The organism is Vibrio sp. SCSIO 43136, assembly GCF_023716565.1.
Taxonomy (GTDB): domain Bacteria; phylum Pseudomonadota; class Gammaproteobacteria; order Enterobacterales; family Vibrionaceae; genus Vibrio.
The window spans coordinates 122,321-145,671 of the sequence record NZ_CP071849.1; the positions used below are offsets into that span (position 1 = coordinate 122,321).

Consider the following 23,351-nt stretch of genomic DNA (forward strand, 5'->3'; position numbering starts at 1 on the left):
GACAGACACCGAATATCCCAAGTGTTATGTAAATAAAGGTAAACGATGAGCAATAGTAGGTAAGCATGCCCACTCATATATAGAATCGCCAGCTTGGAGTATCAAGCTGGCGGGTTCAGAACTGCTTTTTAAATGGATAGAGTGGCGTTACACCTTAAACTCTGACACTAACTTGATCTGGTTGCTAGATAAGTCGTTAAGCAGGCCGCTATTGGTTGCGAGTTCATTGGAGCCTTTAGCTATGCTAGAAGACATTTCAGATATTCCGACAATGTTCACTGCTACTTCGCCAGCGACGACGGTCTGCTCTTCACAGGCGGTTGCGATTGAACGGCTCATATCGGTGATTCGGGCAAGGCTTTCTACCATGTGGACCAAGGTGTCGTTAGTTTTATTGATCTGCTCCGAAGTGAGATCAACATGAGACAGGTTTTGCTCAACGATAGAGACCGCTTGCTTAGACATCCCTTGAAGTCCTGTGATCATGTCGTTTATCTGGTTGGTCGCATCATTGGTCTTAGTGGCGAGTGAGCGGACCTCATCAGCCACCACGGCAAATCCACGTCCTTGCTCACCTGCACGGGCCGCTTCAATCGCTGCATTCAGTGCCAGCAAGTTCGTTTGTTCAGAAATACCCTGAATAACACCGACAATTTCCGAGATCTTATTGGTTTCACTCGATAGGTTGTTCATCACCTGAGTTGCATTATCCATTGACAGTTTTAGCTCACCAACAGATTGCAGGTTTTGATTCATGCTCTCCATGCTGTTTTGAGCCTCGCTAACCACTCGCTCTACTTCGAGGTTAGATTCGTTGGAGTGTGAAGCTACTTCTTGTACTGCCTGTTCCATCTCAGTGACTGCGGTTGCAATAGAGTTGGTTTTTTCTTGCTGCAATTCCACATCGTTATTGGTGCGTTTTGTCATTGAGTTACTGGTTTCTGCCACATCACCAAGTGTGCCTGCGGACTCAATGATCTCGGAGATAAGGTGGCGCAGATTTCCAGACAGATCATTCATACCATCAGCTATCTTGCCTAGCTCAGATGAGCCTGCATGCTGGATAGAGTGAGTGAGATCGCCGTGCTTCATGCGCTCGATACCTGTCAGAATTTGCGCTAAAGGTGCTCGAATTGAACGAACGACAGTGAACGCAATACCAATGGCAATGATGGTCGCTATGACTATCAATGCAACCGTCATTTTTTCATAAGAGCTAGCGTCGGTTTCGGCACTGACTAGCGCTTGTCGCGACAGGGTTCGGATCTGGCTAATTAGGTCTTTGGATAGCTTAGTTGCGTTGTCCATTTCACGTGAAATTTGCTCAAGCGTAGTTTTACTTTGTGCATTCAAATCTATGTAGTGGATATGCAATCTGACCAGTTGTTCTGGGTTGTGAACGACATTTTTTAATATGTCGTCATAGAGCCGGATATCTTCCTTATAGCCCGGCACCAAGGTTATGACATTTTCTGTTTTTTCATTAAAACGAGAGTAATATTGTTCCAGCTCGGCGACTATTGTTGCGGCTTGCTCTTTGTTTTGTACCGCCATTAGCTTCTGCAAGTAAGACTCGGCGCCTCGACCTTGGTTCATCATAAACTCCAGGTCCCAACCCGCCTGAAGATTGTCATCGGCATTTGCATCTCGCCCAAAGTCGGTCATATCACCATTAAAGAACAGCCACTCTTCCTCAAACTTGGACAAACTCTCGGCCGATTTTTGGCGAGCCAAAAGGCGTTCATCATGGATCTGTTGGTGCGTTTTAGCATCGGCTAGGAGTTTCTGCGCCGAGTCGTTTAATTGGGCGTAAAGAGGAGATAGTTCTGGAAACTCAACGGTCGCCGTTTGAAAAGCTTGCATTGAATCTGAAAATTCGGTGACAGCCTCTTGGTACTCAGAGACCAGTGCACTGCGGCGATCTTGTTCAAACGTGTTGGCGTGAACAAGTGTGGCACGGTTGGCATCTTGAAGGTGCACAAGCAGTCCGTTCGACTGATCTAACAGCTCGGTTAATGTCGATGCCGTTAGGCGAAGTTGTTTACCCAACTCCGACTGAGCAACCAGCGAGGTGCCACCAATGGCAATCACACAACTAAGGACCAGACCGAAGCCTAGAATGATTCTTTGGATCAGCGACAATTTCACTGTATTACTCCCACAGCTCTAAAACTAATAGCTTAGAAGATAACGGTTATTTTTAACAGTGTTGTTACTAAGGGCATTTATTAGTTGTGATGATTGTTTGTGGTGGACGATTTTCAGTTGCGTAGAGCTTTCTTTTTAGGACAGGCACCAAATTGCGGTGTGTGTCCTATTTGAGCTTTTTTTAGGACAGGCATCAAATTGCGGTGTGTGTCCTAATTGAGAAAACATTGCTTCGTGATCATGTTCATTTGTTCTTGGAAGGTTCAGTTTGTAGGTTGAAAGCTGTATTTGCGTCGAAAAATTCAATTCCAAACCAGTTTTTGGGGTAAGTTCAAAGTACTAGCAACACAGATAGCCAGCAATAGCTGGCATGGCACATAACGAGAAGCATTACTCAATCTGGTATAAATGGATCTTGGATTTGTTTAAGGCACTTTTTGCTTGTTCAGCGTACAAACTACTGCCGATAGCGCTAGCATGCTGCTTTTCTAGTTGGGTACATGCTTTTAGCCAGTTGTGCTGGTGGATGCCGAGCCTAGTTAATATCGGCGGCAAAGCTGTATCAATTGAATATTTTTCGTGGCGAAATTGCCTAGCAGTCCAGTCAACAAGTTCGATGTAATCTAAGAGCCTAAAAGGTATCCCGTTTAATGTGTTGTTATTACTGCCGACAAATGGGTGTAAGCATGGTGCGGTGAGTTTGTTTTCCCTGAGTGCTTTTATGCGCATTTTTATCGAAGTAAAATCGGAACTCTCAGGAGTCTTAGCTATCCCTGCTCGAACGGGGTTGAGATCGACGTAGGCCATCGCAGCGGCTAGAGCTTTTTCATCTAACAAAGCCTGGCTTTTAAACCTACTTTCCCAGAAATGCCCGGTGCAGTTATCTTCTTGATTAGCTTTACATGCTATGTCGTAGTTTAGTTCCTTCATAAACCAACTTATTGACCATAAACGCTTGCGCCAAACTTCAATAATTTCTGAGCACTTCTGTTCCTCAATAGGATTGCTTAATTGCCCTTGTTGAAATCTTTTAATCAAAGCAGGTAACTTATGAGTGAGCCCCCAACGTTCGACAACCTCACCTTGGCTCAGCTTTTGAGCATCGCCTTGACTAATATGCAAGACCAAGTGGAAATGATTACTCATGACGGCATAAGCACAGACATCGATGCAGTATGTGTGGGTTAAAGCGTGAATTTTTGCTTCTATCCACTCTCTTCTGTGCTCGTAACTCTTGTTTGTTAGTTCGTCTACACCACATAGAAAACTTCGACGAACACAACGAGATACGCAGTGGTAGTAGGGAGTAGCATCAATAGAAACGAGCTGCTTTCTGGCTGTAGTCATATTTTGGCGTGTTGGTGAGTTTGAGGTCAATTTAGCAATCCAAATTTATTGGTGATGAGAGGTGGAGCATTTTTGGTGCAAAATCAGTCTATATTCATACTTTTGGTGTGTGTCCCAATTGAAAATATTCGGTGTGTGTCCAATATTCGAATATTCGGTGTGTGTCCTGTTTGGAGGAGTGCTCAGGCGCTAGTGTGCGCCTGAATGTGTTTGAGGGGGGCTTGATTAAACATTGAGGGTATAAACCACTCGCAATGCCAACAGTATCAATACCACTCCAGAGATACGGTCAATCAACACGGCTTTTGAGCGAATTTTATCGATCACTTTAGCGTTGGTTAGAAGTAGGGCAATTAGCGTGTACCACAACCCATCTACGAGTAGAGGGGTAGAAACCATCACTATTTGATTGGTCATATCATTAGAGATGGCGACGAACTGGCTAAATAGGGCGGTAAAAAACAGCATGATCTTAGGGCTTAATAGCGAGATCAAAAAACCTTGGCGCATGGACTCAAATAGTGGTGTTTTCTCACCAGAGGCCAGTTTGGCGGCGACACCGTCTTTGGAGCGTAGTGCGTTAACTCCTAAGTACATCAAGTACGCTGCACCGATAACAGAGATGCCTTTAAAAATTAGTGGGGACTGCTCCAGCACCACAGATAAACCAATGATGGTAATGAAGGCATAAATGCCAATACCCATCGCATGTGACCAAGCTACGGCAATGCCGTGCCATCGACTCCCTGCTAGCGAGTGTTTGGCTACAACGGCAAGGCTAGGACCCGGTGACATTGCGCCCAATAGGCAAATAGTAAAAAGTGATAACCAAACGGTGAGTGTCATGCGTTGTTCTCCTTGCTTATGACTCTCATTTAAATCGAAATTTGCCATCTATTGAAATCATATTAACTCATTACAGTCATGATTTCAGATCATAGCCTTCAACTAGATGGAATAGTCGCAAACGCCCATGACCTTGACGATTTCATTGCGTATGTATTCGTGTGCCGGGTCGTTGTCGAATTTGGGATGCCAGAACAACCAGTAGTACTGCTCTTGAGTGGAGAATGGTAACGGGAAAGAAGTGATAGCCCAATGATTGGCAAGGTTAGTCGCAATGTGTTCTTGCATGATCATTAAGTGTTCACTGTTAACTAGCAGCTCCATTGCCGTGCTGAAAAATGGAACTCTCAGAGCGATCCTGCGCGAGCATCCTTGCTCGGCAAGTTGATGATCGATAAGAGAATCTTTATCTGCTCCACCTGTCACTTTAATGTGCGCATGACGCATCATGTCTTCTATCGAAATCGAATCTTGATGGGCAAGCGGATGGTTATTGGCCATCACGCAAACAGGATAATCTGAGCCAAGCTCGATGCTTGAGACCTGTTTGGGTTTATCTGGAAACATGGATGATGCAAGGTCAATGCCTGACTCGTTCAATTTATCGATAAGGCTGGGTTCCCAAAGTTGATAACCAATGTTGAGCTGAGGAGATAGCTCGCTTAGGTGCTTGGCAATATGAGGGAATACGTATTGGGCGACGTAATCACTTGATGAAAAGACGATCTCGCCTTGGTAACTGCTTGGATCAAAGGGTAGGTCGTTGAGCAATGAGTCGAACTCTCCAAATAGGGCTTGCAACTTATCTTGCAGTGCCAATGCTTTGGTTGTCGGGATGAGATGGTTACCCTCTCTTACCAATAACGGGTCTTGGCAAAGCTCGCGTAGTTGGGCCAGTTGACGGCTGACCGCAGATTGGGAAATATGCAAACGCTCAGCAGCACGTGTCACGTGGCACTCTTCTAATAAAATTATTAGAGAGCGCAACAAATTGAGATTGATGTTTCCGAGCATCTTGAGGTTCCTTCGTGAAGCTTAGCCGACCAATTCATTGGCGACATCTTAGCAAGACAAGCCAACTATTCACGTTACTGCGAAACTTCGCTGTGATCAAACATGCCCGATTGCAGGTAGTTGATTACTTGGGTGACGACTCTCGGGTCGCTGCGCAGTTCATGGTGAGGCAGCTCGATTTCCCAATAATCTTTCATCTGATCCAATTTTGTCGATTCCACACTGACCAAACCATCGTTTGGTGTCGAGAATCGCTTTTGCGTTATTCGATAAGGTTTTGTGCCTGCAATGACACCGACATCATAGTTTGGCTGCTCAAGAGATTGAGGAAACCCATCCTCGTATGTGATAAGGGACTTTGGTACTTCGCCTAACCAGTCTGCCCAAAACTTTTGGGCATAGTGATCGGCGACTTCGCTGCCTTGATTGGGTGTGCCAATCATGATCACATGCCCCAATTTCCCTTGGGCTTGGAGCTGATTATCAGCTTCAAGATGATAACGAATTAAAAGCCCACCAAGTGAGTGCCCGACCAAGTGAACTTTATTGGCGTCTTGAGTGCAACTATCTAGCTGCCGCCGAGTTTCATTGATGAGTGAGTCCATGGATACCCGAACTGATGCATAGTCCATCACGCAGGTTTGATAGCCAGCCTTTTGAAGGCCGCTCGTAAGCTCGCTCATTGAGTTGGCACTGCGGGACAAACCGTGGATAACGACCACCATTGCATCGCTATTATCTTGCTTTGAGATAATCGGTGCATTAGAGCAAGCCGTCAATAAGGCGAGGGAAGTAAGCAGAAGTCCTTGTTTTATCGTCATAGAAGTCACTTAGTGAGCTGAGATTAGTCCTTACAAGATGATACCTGTAGGGAGCTAAACAGTGCCTTGAACTCGATTAATTAATTGTTAGATGATGTAACGCCAAATCAATGTTAAAAATTATGTATTAACGTTGGCGTCTTAGCACAGAACCAGCGGGTAAACAGGGACTTGTATTGCCATCCTCTGGAAAGTAAACGTGCGGCGAGTCCTTGATTTTGGATGGTCGCAACCTCTATACCTTGGTACTGGTATGGGTTGCAGTGGATGTAATGAAGAAATCCTTTAAGTACCCCTTGTCCACGCACGCTTTCGGCAAAATTGACTGAAACAATCGTAAAGCATTCACTGCCCATGGAACACTTGACCAAGCAGTAACCGTATTCACTCTTTATCGTGGTGGAAAAGGTAGGGAATGGACTTGTTCGCAATTGGCAAGAAAGATCGTCGTACGCTTTACAAAGATGGCGAAGAAGTTGTTGGGCATTGTGATCCATAAAATCTCCTCGAAGCTGGCACGGTCTAACGAGATAACCATTGTAATGTTCGAGGAGTGTTTAAAAACTGAAAACAGAATTGCTTCGAATTGCCTCTTTTGAGTGCAGTTTGCACCTAACTTTGAGATAAGTTTGGCATTTTTGAATGGTGGTTTTGCTGGTGAAGAAAACTTAGCGCTTTGTTGTTTCCGTATTTTAAAAGTATTGGCTTCGGTCAACACGCCCTAGTACAACACCAAGAAATATGGCCTGCTAATGCCATAAATGAACTTCCCCTATTTGATGTGATTCCTATTGCTGAGATAACTTAATAAGCAAAGTTAAGTGTCCATGTTTCTCTTAGACAATGAATGTCGCTTTCCCTTTGCTATCACTTTGATTGGGTATTATTTTCAAGTTATTGATTTTAATTGCCTATTCCTTGGTCTCTCCTTTGGGGTTCACTTACCAACCTGAGCTCTCTCATCGCTATAAGCCATGATAAATATTCTTTGTCGTGTCGAAAAATTTTATTAGTTTTACTTCAAATAAATAAAGCCTCATAGTCGCGGCGAAAAATTCAACAATGTTCACTTTTTATCGAACATCCACGACAACTTTTGGAGGCAATACCAGTGGAAAGCATCAATGATTTCGCAGTGAAAACCGGGTTCAAAGTACCTGTAATTGCGCTATCGCTTTATGCAGTGGCTTCGGGCTATCTCATGAGTCTTATCCCTTTGATGTTGGGTGAATATGGTATCGCTTCGAGTTATGCCAGTTGGCTAGCAAGTGTGTTTTATGCTGGCCTGCTGTTGGGCGCAATTGTCGTGGAACCTGCAGTAAAGCTGATTGGTCACCGCAAAGCCTTTATCGTTTGTTTAGCGCTATTTATGGCGACCATTATGGCGTTGCCATTGCTTCCAGTCGTTTGGGTTTGGTTGGCGGCTCGATTTGTGGCAGGAATTGCCGTGGCTGGCGTTTTCGTCATTGTGGAATCTTGGTTGCTGGTGGGAGATGAATCTAGCCGTGCCAAGCGTCTAGGGTGGTATATGGGAGCGCTGTATGGTGGTTCCGCATTGGGCCAATTGGGGATTGGATTTATCGGCATTGAGGGCAGTGCGCCATTTACGGTTATCTTGCTGCTGTTAAGTTTGGCGATTGTGGTTTTGGTGTCTGTCCCGACTCAAGCGCCTCTTAATACCCATTCGGCGCCACTCTCTATTAAACAAATTGCGAAACTGAACCATGCGGCAATCATCGGTTGTGTGGTCTCTGGGTTAGCTCTTGGCGCTATTTATGGTTTGATGCCGATTGAGTTGGCGCAACGCAACGTCTCTCAAGCTAATTTGAGTACCTTGATGGCGCTGGTGATACTAGGTGGCATGGCAGTACAGACCATGGTTCCTTGGTTGATAAAGCATGCAGGTCGCACACCGCTGATGGGGCTATTTTGTCTACTGGGCGTTTTTGGGGCGGGTTTGGTTACCTTAAGTGATGACTTACCTGTGTTAGCAGTGAGCCTGTTCTTGATTGGTATGGCGACTTTTGCGCTTTACCCAATCGCCATTAATTTAGGATGCGATAAACTTGATGAGCGCTTCATTGTCTCTGTCACTCAAGTCATGCTGTTCTGCTATAGCATTGGTTCGGTCGCAGGCCCAGTGATTGCAGATAGTTTTATGGATGGTACTCAAGGGTTGATGGTGTACCTACTTGCTTTGATGATGGCGACAGCTTTCTATATGTTTATCAAAAGTATTCGCAGCAAAAACCACTTGGTGGCGGGCGAGTAAGCGATGTAAAAGTAGCGGTATTGGAAACTGGGACAAAAAAGCCAGAAGCACTGTGCTTCTGGCTTTGGTGCAGGTGTTACACCCAACTAGGAAAAGAATCGGTTACTTAATTCATTGTATTTATGTAGGCAAGTTATTCGGCTGCTTCATACTCCATCGCATCATCTGAGCTATCTACCCAGTTTGAATTGTTGCTTGCAGAAGACTTCTTACTATTTAGGGTATGAAACTGCTTTCGACCACGAGCAAACTTAATGTATTTAAGCCACACCGTCTCAAGCTTACTGTTGGCTTTCTTCGGGTCTTTGAGTGCTTTCAGAAAGTGCTTCTCTTCGGCATTTTCTGGTAGTAGCGAGCCTTGCTCTAGTGCAAGCATAGTCTGGCCGTAGTAGATAAGTAACTCTTCTTCAACCAAAGTAAAATTGCCTGATTTAGCAAACCCTCTTGGGAAAGCTTTATCGTCGTAAAATCGTCTTTCGCCCATTCGCAGTTGATAATCTGCCATGATGACCTCGTTCATTAAGGATAGTAATGGATCGAACTGAAATTAGTCGTAAAAGCTTCATTTGAAAATCAAATAATTTTTGTCGTTTCAACAAGGATTTGTTGTTAATCTCAATCATCATCAGTTCGAGAATCTGCTATGGATGTAAAAGTATTTAGGACTTTCTTAGAGGTGGCGAATCAGAAGCATTTTGGACGTGCTGCAGAGAACCTCTACATTACTCAAGCGGCAGTCAGTGCGCGAATAAAGCAGCTTGAGACCTTCTTTGATACCAAGCTTTTTACGAGAGACCGTAATGCGATCAAACTAACTTCCGCAGGGGAGCGTTTGGTTAGCTATGCCGAGGTGATGGTCACCACTCTAGAGCAAGCAAAGTTCGAACTATCGCTAGACAAAGATAAAGCACTACAGCTGACGCTAGGTGGTACTCCTAATCTTTGGGATGCGTATTTGCAAAACTGTCTAAGTATCGTCACCGATGCCTTTGATGGATACGGCTTCATAGCAGAGGTCCAATCCCCTAAACAACTCAACCGTAACTTGCTTGATCGCACCTTAGATATGGCATTTGCACTCGAGCCTATTAAAACGGATGACTTGTCGAGCCATCATATTGCTGACCTTGATCTATTGCTGGTAGCTACAGAGCCAGTCGATGACGTTGAAGCCTTTGATCAACGCTATATCTACGTCGATTGGGGCACTAGCTTCACCTTTGAACACGCCGAGCGACACCCATCGATGCCCGCTCCATATATGCGAACCTCCACAGGACGAATCGCTCTAGACTTTATCTTAGAGAAGGGCGGCTCCGCCTACCTGCCAAAGCCTGTGGTTGAGTCGTTTATTGCTAGTGGACAACTGTTTGTTGCTAAAGGAGTAGAAGAGTGGTGCATTCCCATTTACTTGAGCTACCGTAAGCAAAGCTCCTCTATTGAAGCAATTAAAAAGGTTGAAAAGCTCATCGCTAGCATCGACCCTTCCAGTGCGTTTAGTTTGCTGCAAGCGGGGGAGAGCGGTCGGTAGGCACTAGCTTCTTTGCGTTCAAACCTTATAAATGAACTTGTGTGCCAAAGTGACACAATAATTGCTAAAGTATGACTTTGAGATCATAATAACCATGTGACACTTTGACACCAAAGGAGAGTTCTAAATGGCGACGACTTTACCTCGTATTACAGCTAGAGTGGATGTTGATACTCAAGATTTACTAACCAAAGCAGCCGCAATCGCCGGAATGTCCAGTATCAATTCATTTGTTTTGAGTGCTGCAATTGAAAAAGCAAAACAGGTTATTGAACGAGAGCAAGCATTAAAACTTAGCCAAGCTGATGCTAAGTTACTTATGGAAGCGCTGGATCAACCGGCTAAACCAAATGCTAAGCTATCGGCTGCATCAGAACGTTACAAGAGTAAAAACCAGCAATGAATACGGTGCTTTTAGATAAAGCCAAACACGATAGAAACCGATTCAATTGTGGTATTGAAGCGCTAAATAACTATTTGAAAGTTATGGCTAGCCAGCAGGCAAAAAAAGATAACACCAGAACTTTTGTTTTGGAAGACGACAATGAAAGCTCGCATATTATTGGTTTTTATACGCTGACTATGGCACCAATAGACTTAAAGGCTTTGCCCGATCAACTTCAAAAGAAACACCAGTCTTCGACTTCTGGTGGGTTGATAGCTCGACTAGCAATAGACGAACGTTATAAGGGAAAGGGCTTTGGTGAGTGGCTTCTTATTGATGCTCTGAAAAAACTGTTAGCGGCGAGTGATAGCGTGGCATTTCCTTTAGTTATTGTTGATGCCAAAGATGGGGCTAAACACTTCTATGAGCGCTACGGATTTACAGCATTTCAAGATGCTGAAAACAAACTATTTATCACCATTTCAGACGTTCGTGCCAGTTTAGATTAAACTGCCTCGATCAACTCCCACAACTCGCTGACCACAATACTCCTTAGCAAACTCAACAAACGCCTGTTGCTTCGCTGAAGGATAAATACGTTGCGGGTAGAGCATGTAAATCGAGTTGTAAGCCTGTTGCCACTGTTCTCTCATTACTTCCACTAATTCCCCTCGTTGTAGCTCGTTTTCTACATAGTATTGCGCAATTCGAATGATGCCATCTCCAGCCATTGCTCGTTCTTTGAGAACTCGGTTGTCATTAGTGGTCAGCCATCCTGAGGCGTGAATTTCACCGTCTTTCAATACCCAGTTGGGCTGATTGATTGTGGCTAAGCACTGATGATCTGCAAGATCGTCAGGGTGTTCTAGTCGCCCTGCCCTTTGTAGATAGCTAGGCGCAGCCACTAAAGCGTGGGAGTAGTCGAACAGGTGGTTTGCCACCATGTTTTGTGGCGGATTGCGTGATGCTCGAAAGGCAATATCAATCTCTTGCTCTGCTAGGTTGTAGGCTTGATAGCTAGAGTTGATGTCGAATCGGATCTCTGGATGTTGCTTGTGAAACGCACGGCACAAATTGACCAAGATACTTTCGGCAAACATCTTTGGAGCTGTGATGCGCAGCAAGCCGCTGATTTGGTTCTTCTCGCGGGTTAGCTGCTGTTCTAGTTCTTGTAACTGGTTACGAATCCCCATGGCTTGAACATAAGCTTTTTCCCCTTCTAACGTGAGCCGTACACTGCGAGTCGTGCGGATCAGGAGCGGTGTTTTTAGCTCGGATTCGAGTCGTTTGATCTGCTCTGACAGGTGGCTACGAGAGAGCCCCAGCGCTTTCGCAGCTTCGCCAAAATTGAGTGTCCTAGCAACTTCCAAAAACAGCATCAACTGTTCAACACGTTTGTAATGCACGGCGCTCCCCACTGGTCGTTATATCGAATAATGATTTCGTAATTCGGTTCTTATCATTTCATCAGTGAACAATAGAATAGTGCGTAACAAAGATAAACAAGGACATATCATGACTGAGAAATTGATCCCGCTTAGCCACTACCTTCCAAACGTAAGCCAGCTTGCTTATGGCTGTATGGGACTTGGTGGCGGGTGGAATGATGAGCCTGTGACCCAAGCCGATGTCGATCAGACTATCCAAGTGATTGAAACCGCATTAGACAGTGGCATTAACCTATTTGACCATGCTGACATCTACACTTTTGGTAAAGCAGAGCAAGCCTTTGGTCAAGCGTTAACTCAGCGCCCAGAACTTCGTGGCAAGATGTTCATCCAATCCAAATGTGGCATTCGCTTTGAAGACAGCGATGGCGTGAAACGTTACGACTTTTCTGCTGATTGGGTCACTCAGTCGGTTGAGAATATTTTGCAGCGTCTTCAATGTGGCTACCTAGATATCTTGCTGCTGCATCGCCCAGACCCTTTGATGGAGCTTTCCGAACTGGTACCAGCGCTTAAAGCGTTGCACGCACAAGGCAAAGTGAAATTCTTTGGGGTATCGAATATGAATGCCCACCAGATCGCCTATCTACAAGCAGCACTTGAGATGCCGATTGTGGTGAATCAGCTCGAGATGAGCCTTGAAAAACATAGTTTTGCTACCAACGGCATTATGCCAGCGCAATTTGGTGTTGAGCTGGGCACGCTTGAACACTGCATGGCGCAAGGCATCCAGCTGCAATCTTGGGGGTCATTGGCGCAGGGACGATTCAGTAATCCAGCGTCATTAGATTCGCCAGATGAAAAGCTGCGCAAGACCGCAGAGTATGTGTTTGCGTTGTCTGCGGAATATCAAGTCAGCCCTGAAGCGATCGTATTGGCATTTTTGACCCGACATCCTGCGGGTATACAGCCTGTGATTGGTACCACCAACTTAGATCGCATCCGAGCTTGTAGTGACGTTAGCCGTGTCTCACTAAGTCGTGAACATTGGTATGGCTTGCTAGAGCGCAGCTTAGGCCATGAAGTGCCGTAATTGAGGAGTGGATATGAACCAACAACAAGTACAAGCAATGATCGCAAAAGCTGTGGAACTTGCGAGCAATAATCAACAGGCCATTGCGGTATCTATCTGTGATACTCATGGTGAGCTATTGGGCTTCTTACGCATGGATGGTGTGAGCTTGCAAGCTGGGGTGCTGGCACAAAATAAGGCTTATACGTCGGCAAGAGATCGTCAGCCTAGTGGTAACTTGGGTGCTTGGGCTGCGGAGTCTGGGACGCCGTTGGCGAGCTGGACTGATGCTCGCATCACTGGTTTTGCTGGTGGCGTACCTATCGAAGTGGCAGGAGAAGTTGTGGGCGCAATCGGTATTAGCGGTCTTGCGCAAGAAGATGATGAAGCGTTAGCCCTAAACGTGATCCACTCGGTCCTGTAGCGCATCATTTTTGATGTTCAATTGATGGATGTCAATTGAACATCAGTTATGCCCTATTGGGTAGTGTGTAAAAGACATCGAGTTTTGTAGCATGTGCTTCCTTAGCCATTTAGGAAGCATACAATGCCGACCACCATCGCCCCAAACAACATGGATCATGTTCTTCTCAACCTCGCCTTGAACTTAAGCTCGAACCTTGCCAGCGACAAGCAGTATCAGAAGTTACTTGAAGGCATTGATAGTGTTTTTCCTTGTGATGCTAGCGCATTGTTTATCCTTGATAGCGAAGGGTTTCTCAAGCCTGTTGCCGTAAAAGGCGTGGCCTCTAGTGTGCTGGGACGTCGTTTCTTTCCTAAAGCTCATCCTCGGCTTGAAGCCATCATGCAAAGCCAGACTCCAGTGCGTTTTTCCGCAGATAGCGAATTGCCAGATCCCTTTGATGGTGTGCTGCTTACTGAAGCAACCACAATCGACGTACACGACTGCCTAGGTTGCAGCTTATACGTTGAAGGCGAGTTGGTGGGGGTGTTGACCATGGACTCTTTAACGGTCGGAGCATTCGATGTGATTGAGCCTGTGACCATTGAAACTTTTGCCGCATTAGCGGCTGCTACTTTGCGAAATCTTGCTCAAATCAAAGCGCTCAAGTCGCAGAACAAAAAGCAAAAGCACGTTAATCAAGCGCTGATCCAGCAGGCTCGTAGTCAGCAGGGGGAGATGGTTGGTTCTAGCCCGCAAATGCATCAACTTCGCACTAATATCTCAACGGTTGCTCAATCTGATTATGCGGTATTGATCATGGGGGAAACCGGTGTTGGCAAGGAGCTGGTAGCCCACCAATTACATGCTCAGTCACATCGCAGTGACAAGCCAATGATTTACATTAACTGCGCAGCATTACCAGAAGGGCTGGCAGAAAGTGAACTGTTTGGCCACGTCAAAGGGGCGTTTACGGGCGCAAACAGCCATCGAGCAGGTAAATTTGAGCTGGCTGATGGTGGCACACTGTTTCTCGATGAAGTGGGCGAGTTACCTTTGCTGCTGCAAGCTAAGCTGCTGCGTGTGATCCAGCAAGGCGAAGTGCAGCGAGTCGGCAGTGATAAGCACCTTAATGTAAATGTTCGAATTATTGCAGCGACCAACCGTCAACTAGAGCAAGAGGTGCAGCAAGGCAATTTTCGAGCAGACCTATACCATCGTCTGAATGTGTTTCCAATTTTCGTACCGCCGCTGCGTGCCCGTGATGGGGATATTCCTGTGCTTGCGGGGCATCTGCTTGAAAAAGTGCGCCATCAGTTCAACGTGCCAAACCTTCACATCCACCCTAAAGGTTTAGAGCATCTTGAAACTCAAGATTGGCTAGGCAATGTGCGAGAACTAGAACACGCTCTGACCCGAGCTGCGCTACGAGCAATCCAAGCTGATGGCCATACCATTCGTCCCAACCATTTTGAACAACAGGCGGAAAGCTCAAACTCGCCGACTCGAAGCGATTATTTCCCTCCACAAAGCACACCGATGCGTCAGCTGGTGGAAATGTATCAAGCCGATCTCATCCAACATTCACTGGATCGTTCATCAGGCGTTTGGTCTAAAGCGGCGGAGTTTTTGCAGGTGGATCGCGGTAATTTGTATCGCATGGGAAAGAAGTTGGGGGTTAAGGCTTAACTAAGTTCGCTTTCTGTTGCTGTACCATTCTTGCCATACAAAAAAAGTGAAGAGCAAAGGTGGCACGCTAATGAAAATGAAGAAAAATTCTAGTGATTTGAACTTTGCCGCAAAAAGGAACATGACCAGATACATACTCATTCCCACCGCATAGAAGGTTGCGATAGAGGTAATAAATATCAATGTAAATGTTAGCGAGTAGCTTTTCATTTTATGCTGATCTACCCATTTACTCTGGATTGATAAATACACCGTCCATGCTGCGGATTGGATAAACGCAGTAGTTAACGACAACTCTATTCCAGAAATATTGCTAGGGATAACCTGAAATAGTCCACCTAGAACAATAAAGTACGTCAGCATTATGGTGGTGTAATAGGGCATATACTCTCCTTTGCTAATCAATAGAGTATATGCCACTACATTCATTTGGGAGGATTATTTCGGCGACCAAGCAAACTTCTCAAACACTTCATCTACTGGTGTCTCTGCTAAGTGGTTGGTGTAGTTACTCATAACTTTCTGTGAAATACCTAGCACGATCTCAAGCACTTGACGGCTGCCGTAGCCTGCGTCGAAGAATCGATCCAACTGATCTTGGGTCAAATTACCGCGGTTGCGAACTAGTAGCAGTGTGGTGTCGTGAAGCACTTGCAGTTTATCGGTTGGCATAGGGCCACGATTACGCAGTGTTTCAGTCAATTCTGGATCAACTTTCATCATGTGAGCAATACCAGTATGTGCAGGCACACAATAGGTACATTCGTGTTCAACATTGATCGTTTGCCACACCACTGTGAGCTCTTCTGCATCAAATGATGTTTCAGTAAATAGTTTGTGCAGAACTTGATAGCCTTCAAGCAGTTGTGGTGACTCAGCCATGATTGCATGTAGGCCCGGTAGGCGACCAAAGGCATTGATCGAGTTTTGGATCAGAGGTTGGCTAGCTTCAGGTGCGGTTTCAGTAGTGTGCTTAACAAACTTACTCATGGTCTTCTTCCTATCTAACTTTTGTTTGTGATTTCAGGGGATGTCCTTTGATTGATTTTTAATCTAGCTGGATTTGAACGGTCGTTCAAGTTAAAATTGAACAATCGTTCAAAAATATTTTGATTAAAGGACTTGGTGATGAGAAAGAACGCTAAATTTGATAGAGACCAAGTTGTTGAAAAAGCCAAAGATCTCTATTGGGAAAAAGGATTTCACGCCACCTCGATGCGTAGCTTACAAGATGTGATCGATATGCGGCCCGGCAGCATTTACGCCACTTTTGGCAGTAAAGAAGGGCTGTTTAAAGAAGCATTGATGCGCTATACCGAGCTTGGTAAAGCGCAATTAGCAAAATGTGTCGAAGAGAATCGTTCACCTATTGCGGCGCTTGCGGCTTTCATTAAGCTGATCGTTTGTAAGAGCCAAACCGATGCCCCTAATGGTATGTGCATGCTTGCTAAAACAGTTGCAGAGCTGACGGATGAAAATGCGGATCTGCTCGCACAGGCCAAAAGCTGCTTTAAGAGCATGGAGCAAGAATTTGCCAAAGTGATTGAACAAGCGCAACAGCAGGGCGAAGTGACCAGCGACAAGTCAGCACAGCAGCTTGCCAAACACGTTCAAGTGCAAATCGCGGGACTACGGACCTATGCCCGTGCTAATGATGGCGATGATAGTCTAGGGCTGATGATTGATGAGATGTTTGAGAACTATCCGTTCCGATAGATTGAGTCTTGATTGATACTGTCTGTGACAACAAAAAAGCGATACCTGAGTATCGCTTTACTGATTAGCTTGGTTGATATTCGAACAGCCACTCATCGCCATCTTCACCAACGCATACAAAACCTAAGCGCTTGTAGAGCTCTTGAGCCGGGTTGATTTTCCATGCGCTCAGACCTAAGCCTACGTTTTCATCTTTAGCTGTTTGGATAAGCTCTTTGATCAAAGAACTTGCAATACCTTGGCCTGAGAATTTCGGGTGAACTTGCACCAGATCTAGGTAGTAGCGGTTTTTGTCTTGCTCAAATACAACGCGCCAGAATCCAGCATTTTCGCCATCGATCACGATGATTTTGGATTGCTCAAATTCCCACATGATGTTTTTGATGTAGCTTTCGCGATCTGTATTGCCGCCAATTTGCTCAAGATAGCCACGCATGGTGATATCACGCAGTTCAACCAAAAAATCCAAGTCATTTTCGGTCGCTTTTCTTAGTTCTAGCATCCAACTTCCTTCATGTATCTGACATAACGATTATCTGACAAAGAGCGAATTACCTTAGGTATACCGATTTTTGTCGTTTATTTTTTCAGCGTAATATACCAGCCTTTTGCAATCGGGCAACACATAGCACAGAATTGAACTGCGTTGACTAAATCAATTATCTTTGTTTTTCTTGCCAAGCCGCTGAAACAACCAACTGATAGTAATGAGAGATGCACCCAGCCCCAAAAAGCTAATGGCTCGCCAAAACCCTTCCAGTGAAGCGGCGTCCCACAGAAAGACTTTCAGAGCCACCAATGCAACCACCACCAGACCTGATCTTTGTAGCAGTTGCAGCCTTCTTATCGTGCCTTCCCAGGTCAAAAACGCCCCGATAGCCAGCCCAACTGCGGAGTAGCTAAACATCTCGGCCATTCCAGTATCGCTGTACAAGGTCATGGACTCTGGCTGCCAAAATTGACGGATCGACATTCCGACCCAAAGGGTGGATAACAGTGCAGCAAGGGCGAGAAACAGTTTGTTTGGTATCTCTTTCGGCAGCCATTGGCGGCGATACGCTTCAAATATAACCGCAGCAGGAGCAATCCAGCCAACACTGAGCATATTAAATAGTGGCAATGCTTGCGCTGCGACATGATCCCACCTGAGTGGAGATTGGATCGTATTGAGGAAGATAGCCATACCGGCAAATACCACCAGTAATAGGTAGGTGTAGAACTGGTAGACAGTCTGTAAATGGGTCGCATGCTGGCGGCGGAATTGATAAACCAGCGCCATGATAAGTGCTTGATTGGATAGTACCACAAGCGAGTCAAACGCCATCGAGAAGCCATAGCTACCTGTCAGTAAATAATTGGTTTGCGTGAATAGCGTGACGGCAAAAATGTGCAGAAATGCGCTTTCGAACCAATTGGCCAGCGGGCTTTGCTGCTGTCGAAACAACTGCCTTGAGTAGCCGAGGATGAGCAAAGCTGGCAAATAGCTCGCAAGTACCCATGCCCAATTGCCTTCCGATTGCGGCTGCCACTCTGGGATGAAAGGCAGCAAGGTTAAACGCATCGCAAGCAAGCTCATCGCTAGCTTAACCGCCCAATCTGCGGGCTTGAACAGATGGTGGTGAAGTTGCAGCGCCATCAAAGCGACCTGCAATGATATAGCTGTAGTGAGCGCCACGCCGTCAAGCCAGATAAAACATATCGATGCGATTATGGCGTGAACACAGGCAAATAGCTTGTCGCTCAAACGGTTGATTTTCAGCCCTAGCCAGAAATATAGCCCTGCGACGATGGTGCAAAACAGAGTCCAACTCATCGTCCACTTGGAGTCGAAGAAGTGACAATATGCCAGTGTCATGACTGCCATACTAGGAGCAAGCGTGAGCAACAGTAGGGTGGCGAATCGCGAACGGTCGCCACCAAGATATTGCCCTATGGTTCGCAATGCGACTAAAGTAATGCTTGCGCCAAGCCCAATCAAGATCAATACGTCATGAGTTTTGTAAAACCATAGGTCAATGACGCCGCCAAGAACCAATATCGCTAGTGAGGCCATCGGGACAATGGGCAAAAATATCCGAGTGGAGTAGCCCTTATCGAGTGCAGGTAGCCAGATCAAAGCCAGCAATAATTGCAGCAATAGCATGACTTCAATATTGCCGACACTCGGTAGTGAAGGGGTCACCCCGATCACAAGTAAGCAGATGAATCCTGCGATGATTGGGGGAGGTGATGACCAAAAGGTTTGTCTATGCCGATATCTGAGCTGAAGCCTCCAACCTAGACGCGGCACGGCGTAAATGAGGTAGATACTGATACCAATAAACAGAACAAGCCAACTGACTAGGTGTTCATTCGGCATCAAGAAATAGAGGATGAATGCCCACACTAAGTGCGGCACCGAAATCGATGGGGTTAACCAATTACGGCGACTCGCCTGCATTAACATGGTACCAGCAATAGAGATCAGGCAGATATAGCCACTAAGCAGCAGGTAGTTGGGCTCACTGGTGCTTACCCATAGTGGCGCACTGTATCCGCCGATGAGTCCTAACACTGCCATTAGCGGGCCCTGTCTTAAAGAGAGTGCCAAGCTGCATAAAGCGATCGATGCCATGATGAATAGCGAGGTAGCCGGAGATAGCATTTGGTAGAGCAGAAAAGCAAATAGTATTGAACAATAGACGCCGGTAAGGCCTGTTGCCGTGATAGCCGCAGGAACATAAGAAAAGCTCTCTACCCTCGACTTACGGTGGCTATTACTTTGTTCTTTGCGGTGAAATCTCTCTCCTCCAATTAGGGTGATGATCGATAAGGTTAATGCGATGCTGATCCGGGTGGCAGGAGAGAAGTCAATTTGGCTACCGATCACTTGCACTAGATAGCCGCCACCAATCAGCATGGCTAGCGCACCAATCCAAACCAACCAGTTTTGTTTAAAGTTATCGAGCAAGGCTTCTAGCTTAATATCAAAAGCCGATGGTAGTTTTTGTTCAGAAGGTTCTGCAATGTGTACTCGGGTTGAAGGAGCCTGCCATTGTTCAAGTTGTTCCAGTGTTTCAGGTTCTTCTATTGGCTGTGGAGAGTATGATGGGTTAGGGTGTTGCGCTGCGTTGGCAGTGGGTCCCCAAACATCTTGCTCTGAAGGTTGCCTAGGCTCAGGCGATACTTGCGGAGCTTGCTCAGGTACAGGCTCTTTTTCTGCCTGCGGTGCGGCGGCTGGAGTATCACCAACCAAAATGTCGATCTCTGCGACGAGATAACTGACTTTCTCTTCTAGCTCTGACACCCGTTTTAGAGCGGTGTTGGCTTTACTGATTGCGATGATAGCAATCACGATAAAAATCAAAGTAACCAAAAACATATATCATCCCTGAACCGATCTACTTAGGGCGTGTTGGCCTCGAAAGGTCAACACGCCCTAATAAGTGTACATCTATTCAATGAATTGTATATCGAGGGCTTAGTCGAAGTTGGTTTATGTGATTTGGTTAAAATCTCATCAGTGATTCTATGAATCCTTTTGCGCTGAGTAGGTGGTAGCGATTAAGCTACAATGTTCTGAATTGGCGCAGCATCAGACGGATTTGTGTATGAGTACCTTGTTTAAAGACCTTTTCTCCCCAGCGTTTTATCAGCAACTGGTTAGAGACTTGACCCAAGTGCTGCCAGAGTTAGATGGTGAACGCTTTATTGCCAACATCTATCTGCCGGATTTTGAACAGCTAGAGATGAAACAGCGTATCACTCGCACTGTGGAAGCTTTACATCCTTTTATGCCACAGCAATTTGGCGCTGCCACCAAAGTGCTACTAAGTCTGGTGGAGAATCTGGAAAGCAACCAAGAAAATGATGACGCACTACAGTACCTGTTTATCCCTGAGTATGTGGAGCGCTATGGCTTAGAAGATTTAGACAACGCCATCGTTGCACTTGAACGTATAACTCAGTTCATTACCTGTGAGTTTGCAATACGTCCGTTCATCGTTAAGTACCCACAAGCGATGGAAAAACAGATGCTTGCTTGGACTGCGCATAGTCATCGCCGTGTACGCCGTTTAGCAAGTGAAGGGTGCCGACCACGTTTACCTTGGGGAATGGCAATCTCTACCTATAAACAAGATCCAACCAATATTTTACCCATTCTTGAAGCGCTCAAAGATGATGAATGTGAAGTTGTAAGGCGCAGCGTGGCAAATAACTTTAATGACATCGCCAAAGACAACCCGAAAGTCGTAATCGACTTTGCGACCAGTAACATTGGGGTTAATACGCCACGAGACAAATTGATTAAGCACGCCTGTAGAACCTTGCTCAAGCAAGCCGAGCCAAATGTGATGGCGCTGTTTGGTTTTGATAGCCAAGGCATTGAGCTCACCCATTTCTCCCTTGCTGAGCCTCAAGTTAAGGTTGGTGGTGAGATAAACTTTGAGTTTGAGGTCCACAACCAGACCAACCAGAGTAAAAAGCTGCGGCTTGAATATGGTATCTACTATCAAAAGCATAATGGCACCTTGTCCCGTAAGGTTTTCAAAATCAGTGAACGAGAGATTAGCGCAGGGGAACTCTATAAAGTGACGCGTAAACAAAGCTTTAAAATTATCACCACCCGAAAGTTTCATCCCGGCCTGCACCAAGTCTCGATTATTCTTAATGGACAAGAGTGGCAGCGGTTAGACTTTGAGCTGCTCGATTAAATCACTGGGCGTTGATGTAAAAAATACATCTACCGCATGTTTCGAGGAGTCGATGTGACTCGGGAAGCTATCATTATGATATTTGGCTGTTTTATGTTCTAGTTTTGATGTTAACTCGATCACGGATTGAGTAGTGGGCTGGCTCGAGTGACCAGTGGTTGATGTGATAAACACATCAATGTTGTTGTGTTTAATACATCTTCTTAGCACTCAATAATCACATAAACCTATAATAATCAATCAGTTAATACTTGGCACGCAAGGTGCACTATCAGTGGTAAATGCTCTCACTGAAGAGCGACATAACAACACCACTGGAGACTCGCTATGTTCTGTATTCAATGTGAACAGACTATTCAAACCCCAACTGTTAAAGGTTGTTCTTTTGCACAAGGTATGTGCGGTAAAACTTCGGAAGTATCTGATCTACAAGATGTGTTGGTTTACGCCATTCAAGGCGTCTCTTACTGGGCAGTGCTGGCGAGAGAAGAAGGCATTCTAGATGCACAGATCGATGAGTGGGCTCCACAAGCATTTTTTGCCACGCTGACCAACGTAAACTTCGACCCAGCACGTATTTTGGACTTCACTTTTGAGGCGAAAGAATTTAGCCAGCGCCTAAAAACACAAGTGACCGCAGCATTCAAACTGGCGGACAAAGCCCTACCTGAATTGCCTGCGGTTGCGAACTTCCAATTGCCAGAAACCCCACAAGAGATCTTAGCGTTTGCACCGCAAGTAGCGGTAAACCGCGGTAAGGACAGCGTCAGTGAAGACGTTATCGGCTTGCGCCTACTCTGCCTATACGGGCTAAAAGGGGCGGCGGCTTACATGGAACATGCTCGTGTACTTGAGCAAACCAATCAAGAGATCCACGCAGAGTTCCACCAAATCATGTCATGGCTGGGTACGGATCCAACCGATCTTAATGAACTGCTTGAGTGTTCAATGCAAATCGGTTTGATGAACTACAAAGTGATGGAGATGCTGGATGAAGGCGAGACCAAAACCTTCGGCCATCCAGCGCCAACTCAAGTTAATATCAAGCCATCAAAAGGTAAGTGTATTTTGGTTTCGGGTCATGATTTGCATGATCTTGAAAAGATTCTGCAACAGACCGAAGGCACTGGCATTAATGTTTACACCAATGGTGAGATGCTGCCAGCGCATGGCTACCCTGAACTTAACAAGTACCCACACCTAAAAGGCAACTACGGCAGTGCTTGGCAAAACCAACAGAAAGAGTTCGCCAACTTCCCGGGTGCAATCGTCATGACATCGAACTGTTTGCTAAACCCGAATGTGGGTCAGTACGCAGATCGACTGTTCACCCGTAGCATTGTTGGCTGGCCGGGTGTTGCTCACCTAGAAGGTGATGATTTCAGTGCGGTTGTGGAATGTGCACTAGCGCAACCAGGTTTTGCTCACGATGAGATTGAACACATGATCACGGTTGGCTTTGGTCGCAATGCACTGATGAGCGCAGCACCTGCGGTGATCGATCAAGTTAAGCAAGGTAACATTGAACACTTCTTCCTAGTAGGCGGTTGTGATGGTGACAAAGCGGAACGTAGCTACTACACAGACTTTGCCACTTCAGCGCCAGACAACACGGTTCTACTGACATTGGCGTGTGGTAAATACCGTTTCAATGACAAAGAGTTTGGCGACATTAACGGCATTCCACGTCTTCTCGATGTTGGCCAATGTAACGACGCATACTCTGCGATCCAACTAGCGATTGCACTGTCAAAAGAGTTTGATTGCAGCATCAACGAACTGCCACTGACATTGGTTCTGTCTTGGTTTGAACAAAAAGCGATTGTCATTTTGCTCACGCTATTTGCTTTGGGAGTGAAGGGTATTTACACCGGACCAACAGCGCCTGCGTTCCTGACTGACAACCTGATTGCCATTATTCAGGATAAGTTTGATATGCGTTCAATCTCAACGGTTGAGCAAGACATGCAAGCGATTCTAGCCAAGTAATCTTCGCTGTGTTCGCTAGGCTCCTTCTCAACGTTG

Annotated in this window: 21 protein-coding genes; 10 read left to right on the forward strand and 11 right to left on the reverse strand. The window is 45.8% G+C overall.

Annotated elements, in window-relative coordinates:
• Positions 1-147: 147 nt before the first annotated feature.
• From J4N39_RS15435 to J4N39_RS15460, 6 genes are all read right to left on the reverse strand, one after another.
• The gene (locus J4N39_RS15435) at positions 148-2,148 is read right to left on the reverse strand and encodes a methyl-accepting chemotaxis protein (RefSeq protein ID WP_252025530.1); all 2,001 of its coding nucleotides are present in this window, start codon (positions 2,146-2,148) and stop codon (positions 148-150) included.
• A gap of 390 nt (positions 2,149-2,538) precedes the next feature.
• Positions 2,539-3,495 carry a transposase gene (locus tag J4N39_RS15440; RefSeq protein ID WP_252026912.1) on the reverse strand — a complete coding sequence of 319 codons (957 nt, stop codon included), beginning with the start codon at positions 3,493-3,495 and terminating at the stop codon, positions 2,539-2,541.
• A 225-nt stretch (positions 3,496-3,720) separates the two neighbouring features.
• A complete protein-coding gene (locus tag J4N39_RS15445) occupies positions 3,721-4,341 on the reverse strand; it encodes a LysE family translocator (RefSeq protein WP_252025532.1) in 621 nt (206 codons plus the stop codon).
• A 102-nt stretch (positions 4,342-4,443) separates the two neighbouring features.
• Positions 4,444-5,355, reverse strand: coding sequence for a LysR family transcriptional regulator (locus J4N39_RS15450; protein ID WP_252025534.1), 912 nt, complete (start codon positions 5,353-5,355; stop codon positions 4,444-4,446).
• A gap of 74 nt (positions 5,356-5,429) precedes the next feature.
• Positions 5,430-6,176, reverse strand: a complete 747-nt coding sequence (locus tag J4N39_RS15455) for a DUF7379 domain-containing protein (RefSeq protein ID WP_252025537.1) — start codon at positions 6,174-6,176, stop codon at positions 5,430-5,432.
• 113 nt (positions 6,177-6,289) lie between these two features.
• A complete protein-coding gene (locus tag J4N39_RS15460) occupies positions 6,290-6,673 on the reverse strand; it encodes a hypothetical protein (protein WP_252025539.1) in 384 nt (127 codons plus the stop codon).
• Positions 6,674-7,287: 614 nt separating this feature from the next.
• Here J4N39_RS15460 and J4N39_RS15465 point away from each other — a divergent pair.
• The gene (locus J4N39_RS15465; RefSeq protein WP_252025541.1) at positions 7,288-8,448 is read left to right on the forward strand and encodes an MFS transporter; all 1,161 of its coding nucleotides are present in this window, start codon (positions 7,288-7,290) and stop codon (positions 8,446-8,448) included.
• Between the two features lie 133 nt (positions 8,449-8,581).
• Here the strand turns inward: J4N39_RS15465 and J4N39_RS15470 are convergent, their stop codons facing one another.
• On the reverse strand, positions 8,582-8,953 hold the full coding sequence (locus tag J4N39_RS15470; protein ID WP_252025544.1) for a MaoP family protein: 372 nt from the start codon (positions 8,951-8,953) through the stop codon (positions 8,582-8,584).
• 138 nt (positions 8,954-9,091) lie between these two features.
• On the opposite strand from J4N39_RS15470, the gene J4N39_RS15475 reads away from it, so the two are divergent.
• The 3 genes from J4N39_RS15475 to J4N39_RS15485 all read left to right on the forward strand — a co-directional run bounded on the left by J4N39_RS15475 (position 9,092) and on the right by J4N39_RS15485 (position 10,873).
• Positions 9,092-9,979 (forward strand): LysR family transcriptional regulator, encoded by an 888-nt coding sequence (locus tag J4N39_RS15475; RefSeq protein WP_252025546.1) that lies wholly within the window; start codon positions 9,092-9,094, stop codon positions 9,977-9,979.
• A 127-nt stretch (positions 9,980-10,106) separates the two neighbouring features.
• Positions 10,107-10,382, forward strand: a complete 276-nt coding sequence (locus J4N39_RS15480; protein ID WP_252025548.1) for a type II toxin-antitoxin system TacA family antitoxin — start codon at positions 10,107-10,109, stop codon at positions 10,380-10,382.
• The gene (locus J4N39_RS15485) at positions 10,379-10,873 is read left to right on the forward strand and encodes a GNAT family N-acetyltransferase (RefSeq protein WP_252025550.1); all 495 of its coding nucleotides are present in this window, start codon (positions 10,379-10,381) and stop codon (positions 10,871-10,873) included. The genes J4N39_RS15480 and J4N39_RS15485 overlap by 4 nt, the downstream gene beginning before the upstream one ends.
• Here J4N39_RS15485 and J4N39_RS15490 read toward each other — a convergent pair.
• Complete coding sequence (locus tag J4N39_RS15490; RefSeq protein ID WP_353505617.1) at positions 10,865-11,770, reverse strand: LysR family transcriptional regulator; 906 nt, start codon at positions 11,768-11,770, stop codon at positions 10,865-10,867. The two genes, J4N39_RS15485 and J4N39_RS15490, sit on opposite strands and share 9 nt — an antisense overlap.
• A 109-nt stretch (positions 11,771-11,879) precedes the next feature.
• Between J4N39_RS15490 and J4N39_RS15495 the strand changes: the two genes are divergently transcribed.
• The 3 genes from J4N39_RS15495 to norR all read left to right on the forward strand — a co-directional run bounded on the left by J4N39_RS15495 (position 11,880) and on the right by norR (position 14,916).
• On the forward strand, positions 11,880-12,845 hold the full coding sequence (locus J4N39_RS15495) for an aldo/keto reductase (RefSeq protein WP_252025552.1): 966 nt from the start codon (positions 11,880-11,882) through the stop codon (positions 12,843-12,845).
• A 13-nt stretch (positions 12,846-12,858) separates the two neighbouring features.
• Positions 12,859-13,248 carry a GlcG/HbpS family heme-binding protein gene (locus tag J4N39_RS15500; RefSeq protein WP_252025554.1) on the forward strand — a complete coding sequence of 130 codons (390 nt, stop codon included), beginning with the start codon at positions 12,859-12,861 and terminating at the stop codon, positions 13,246-13,248.
• A gap of 150 nt (positions 13,249-13,398) precedes the next feature.
• Positions 13,399-14,916, forward strand: coding sequence for a nitric oxide reductase transcriptional regulator NorR (gene norR, locus J4N39_RS15505; RefSeq protein ID WP_252026916.1), 1,518 nt, complete (start codon positions 13,399-13,401; stop codon positions 14,914-14,916).
• 438 nt (positions 14,917-15,354) lie between these two features.
• On the opposite strand, the gene J4N39_RS15510 is transcribed toward norR, so the two are convergent.
• Positions 15,355-15,906, reverse strand: a complete 552-nt coding sequence (locus tag J4N39_RS15510; RefSeq protein ID WP_252025556.1) for a carboxymuconolactone decarboxylase family protein — start codon at positions 15,904-15,906, stop codon at positions 15,355-15,357.
• A gap of 138 nt (positions 15,907-16,044) precedes the next feature.
• On the opposite strand from J4N39_RS15510, the gene J4N39_RS15515 reads away from it, so the two are divergent.
• The gene (locus J4N39_RS15515) at positions 16,045-16,632 is read left to right on the forward strand and encodes a TetR/AcrR family transcriptional regulator (protein WP_252025558.1); all 588 of its coding nucleotides are present in this window, start codon (positions 16,045-16,047) and stop codon (positions 16,630-16,632) included.
• A gap of 64 nt (positions 16,633-16,696) precedes the next feature.
• Here J4N39_RS15515 and J4N39_RS15520 read toward each other — a convergent pair whose 3' ends face one another.
• A complete protein-coding gene (locus tag J4N39_RS15520; RefSeq protein ID WP_252025560.1) occupies positions 16,697-17,134 on the reverse strand; it encodes a GNAT family N-acetyltransferase in 438 nt (145 codons plus the stop codon).
• Between the two features lie 153 nt (positions 17,135-17,287).
• Positions 17,288-19,993 (reverse strand): DUF2339 domain-containing protein, encoded by a 2,706-nt coding sequence (locus J4N39_RS15525; RefSeq protein WP_252025562.1) that lies wholly within the window; start codon positions 19,991-19,993, stop codon positions 17,288-17,290.
• Between the two features lie 229 nt (positions 19,994-20,222).
• On the opposite strand from J4N39_RS15525, the gene J4N39_RS15530 reads away from it, so the two are divergent.
• Together J4N39_RS15530 and hcp are read left to right on the forward strand one after the other, a co-directional pair.
• A complete protein-coding gene (locus tag J4N39_RS15530; protein ID WP_252025564.1) occupies positions 20,223-21,326 on the forward strand; it encodes a DNA alkylation repair protein in 1,104 nt (367 codons plus the stop codon).
• Between the two features lie 327 nt (positions 21,327-21,653).
• Complete coding sequence (hcp, locus tag J4N39_RS15535) at positions 21,654-23,315, forward strand: hydroxylamine reductase (protein ID WP_252025566.1); 1,662 nt, start codon at positions 21,654-21,656, stop codon at positions 23,313-23,315.
• Positions 23,316-23,351 lie beyond the last annotated feature (36 nt).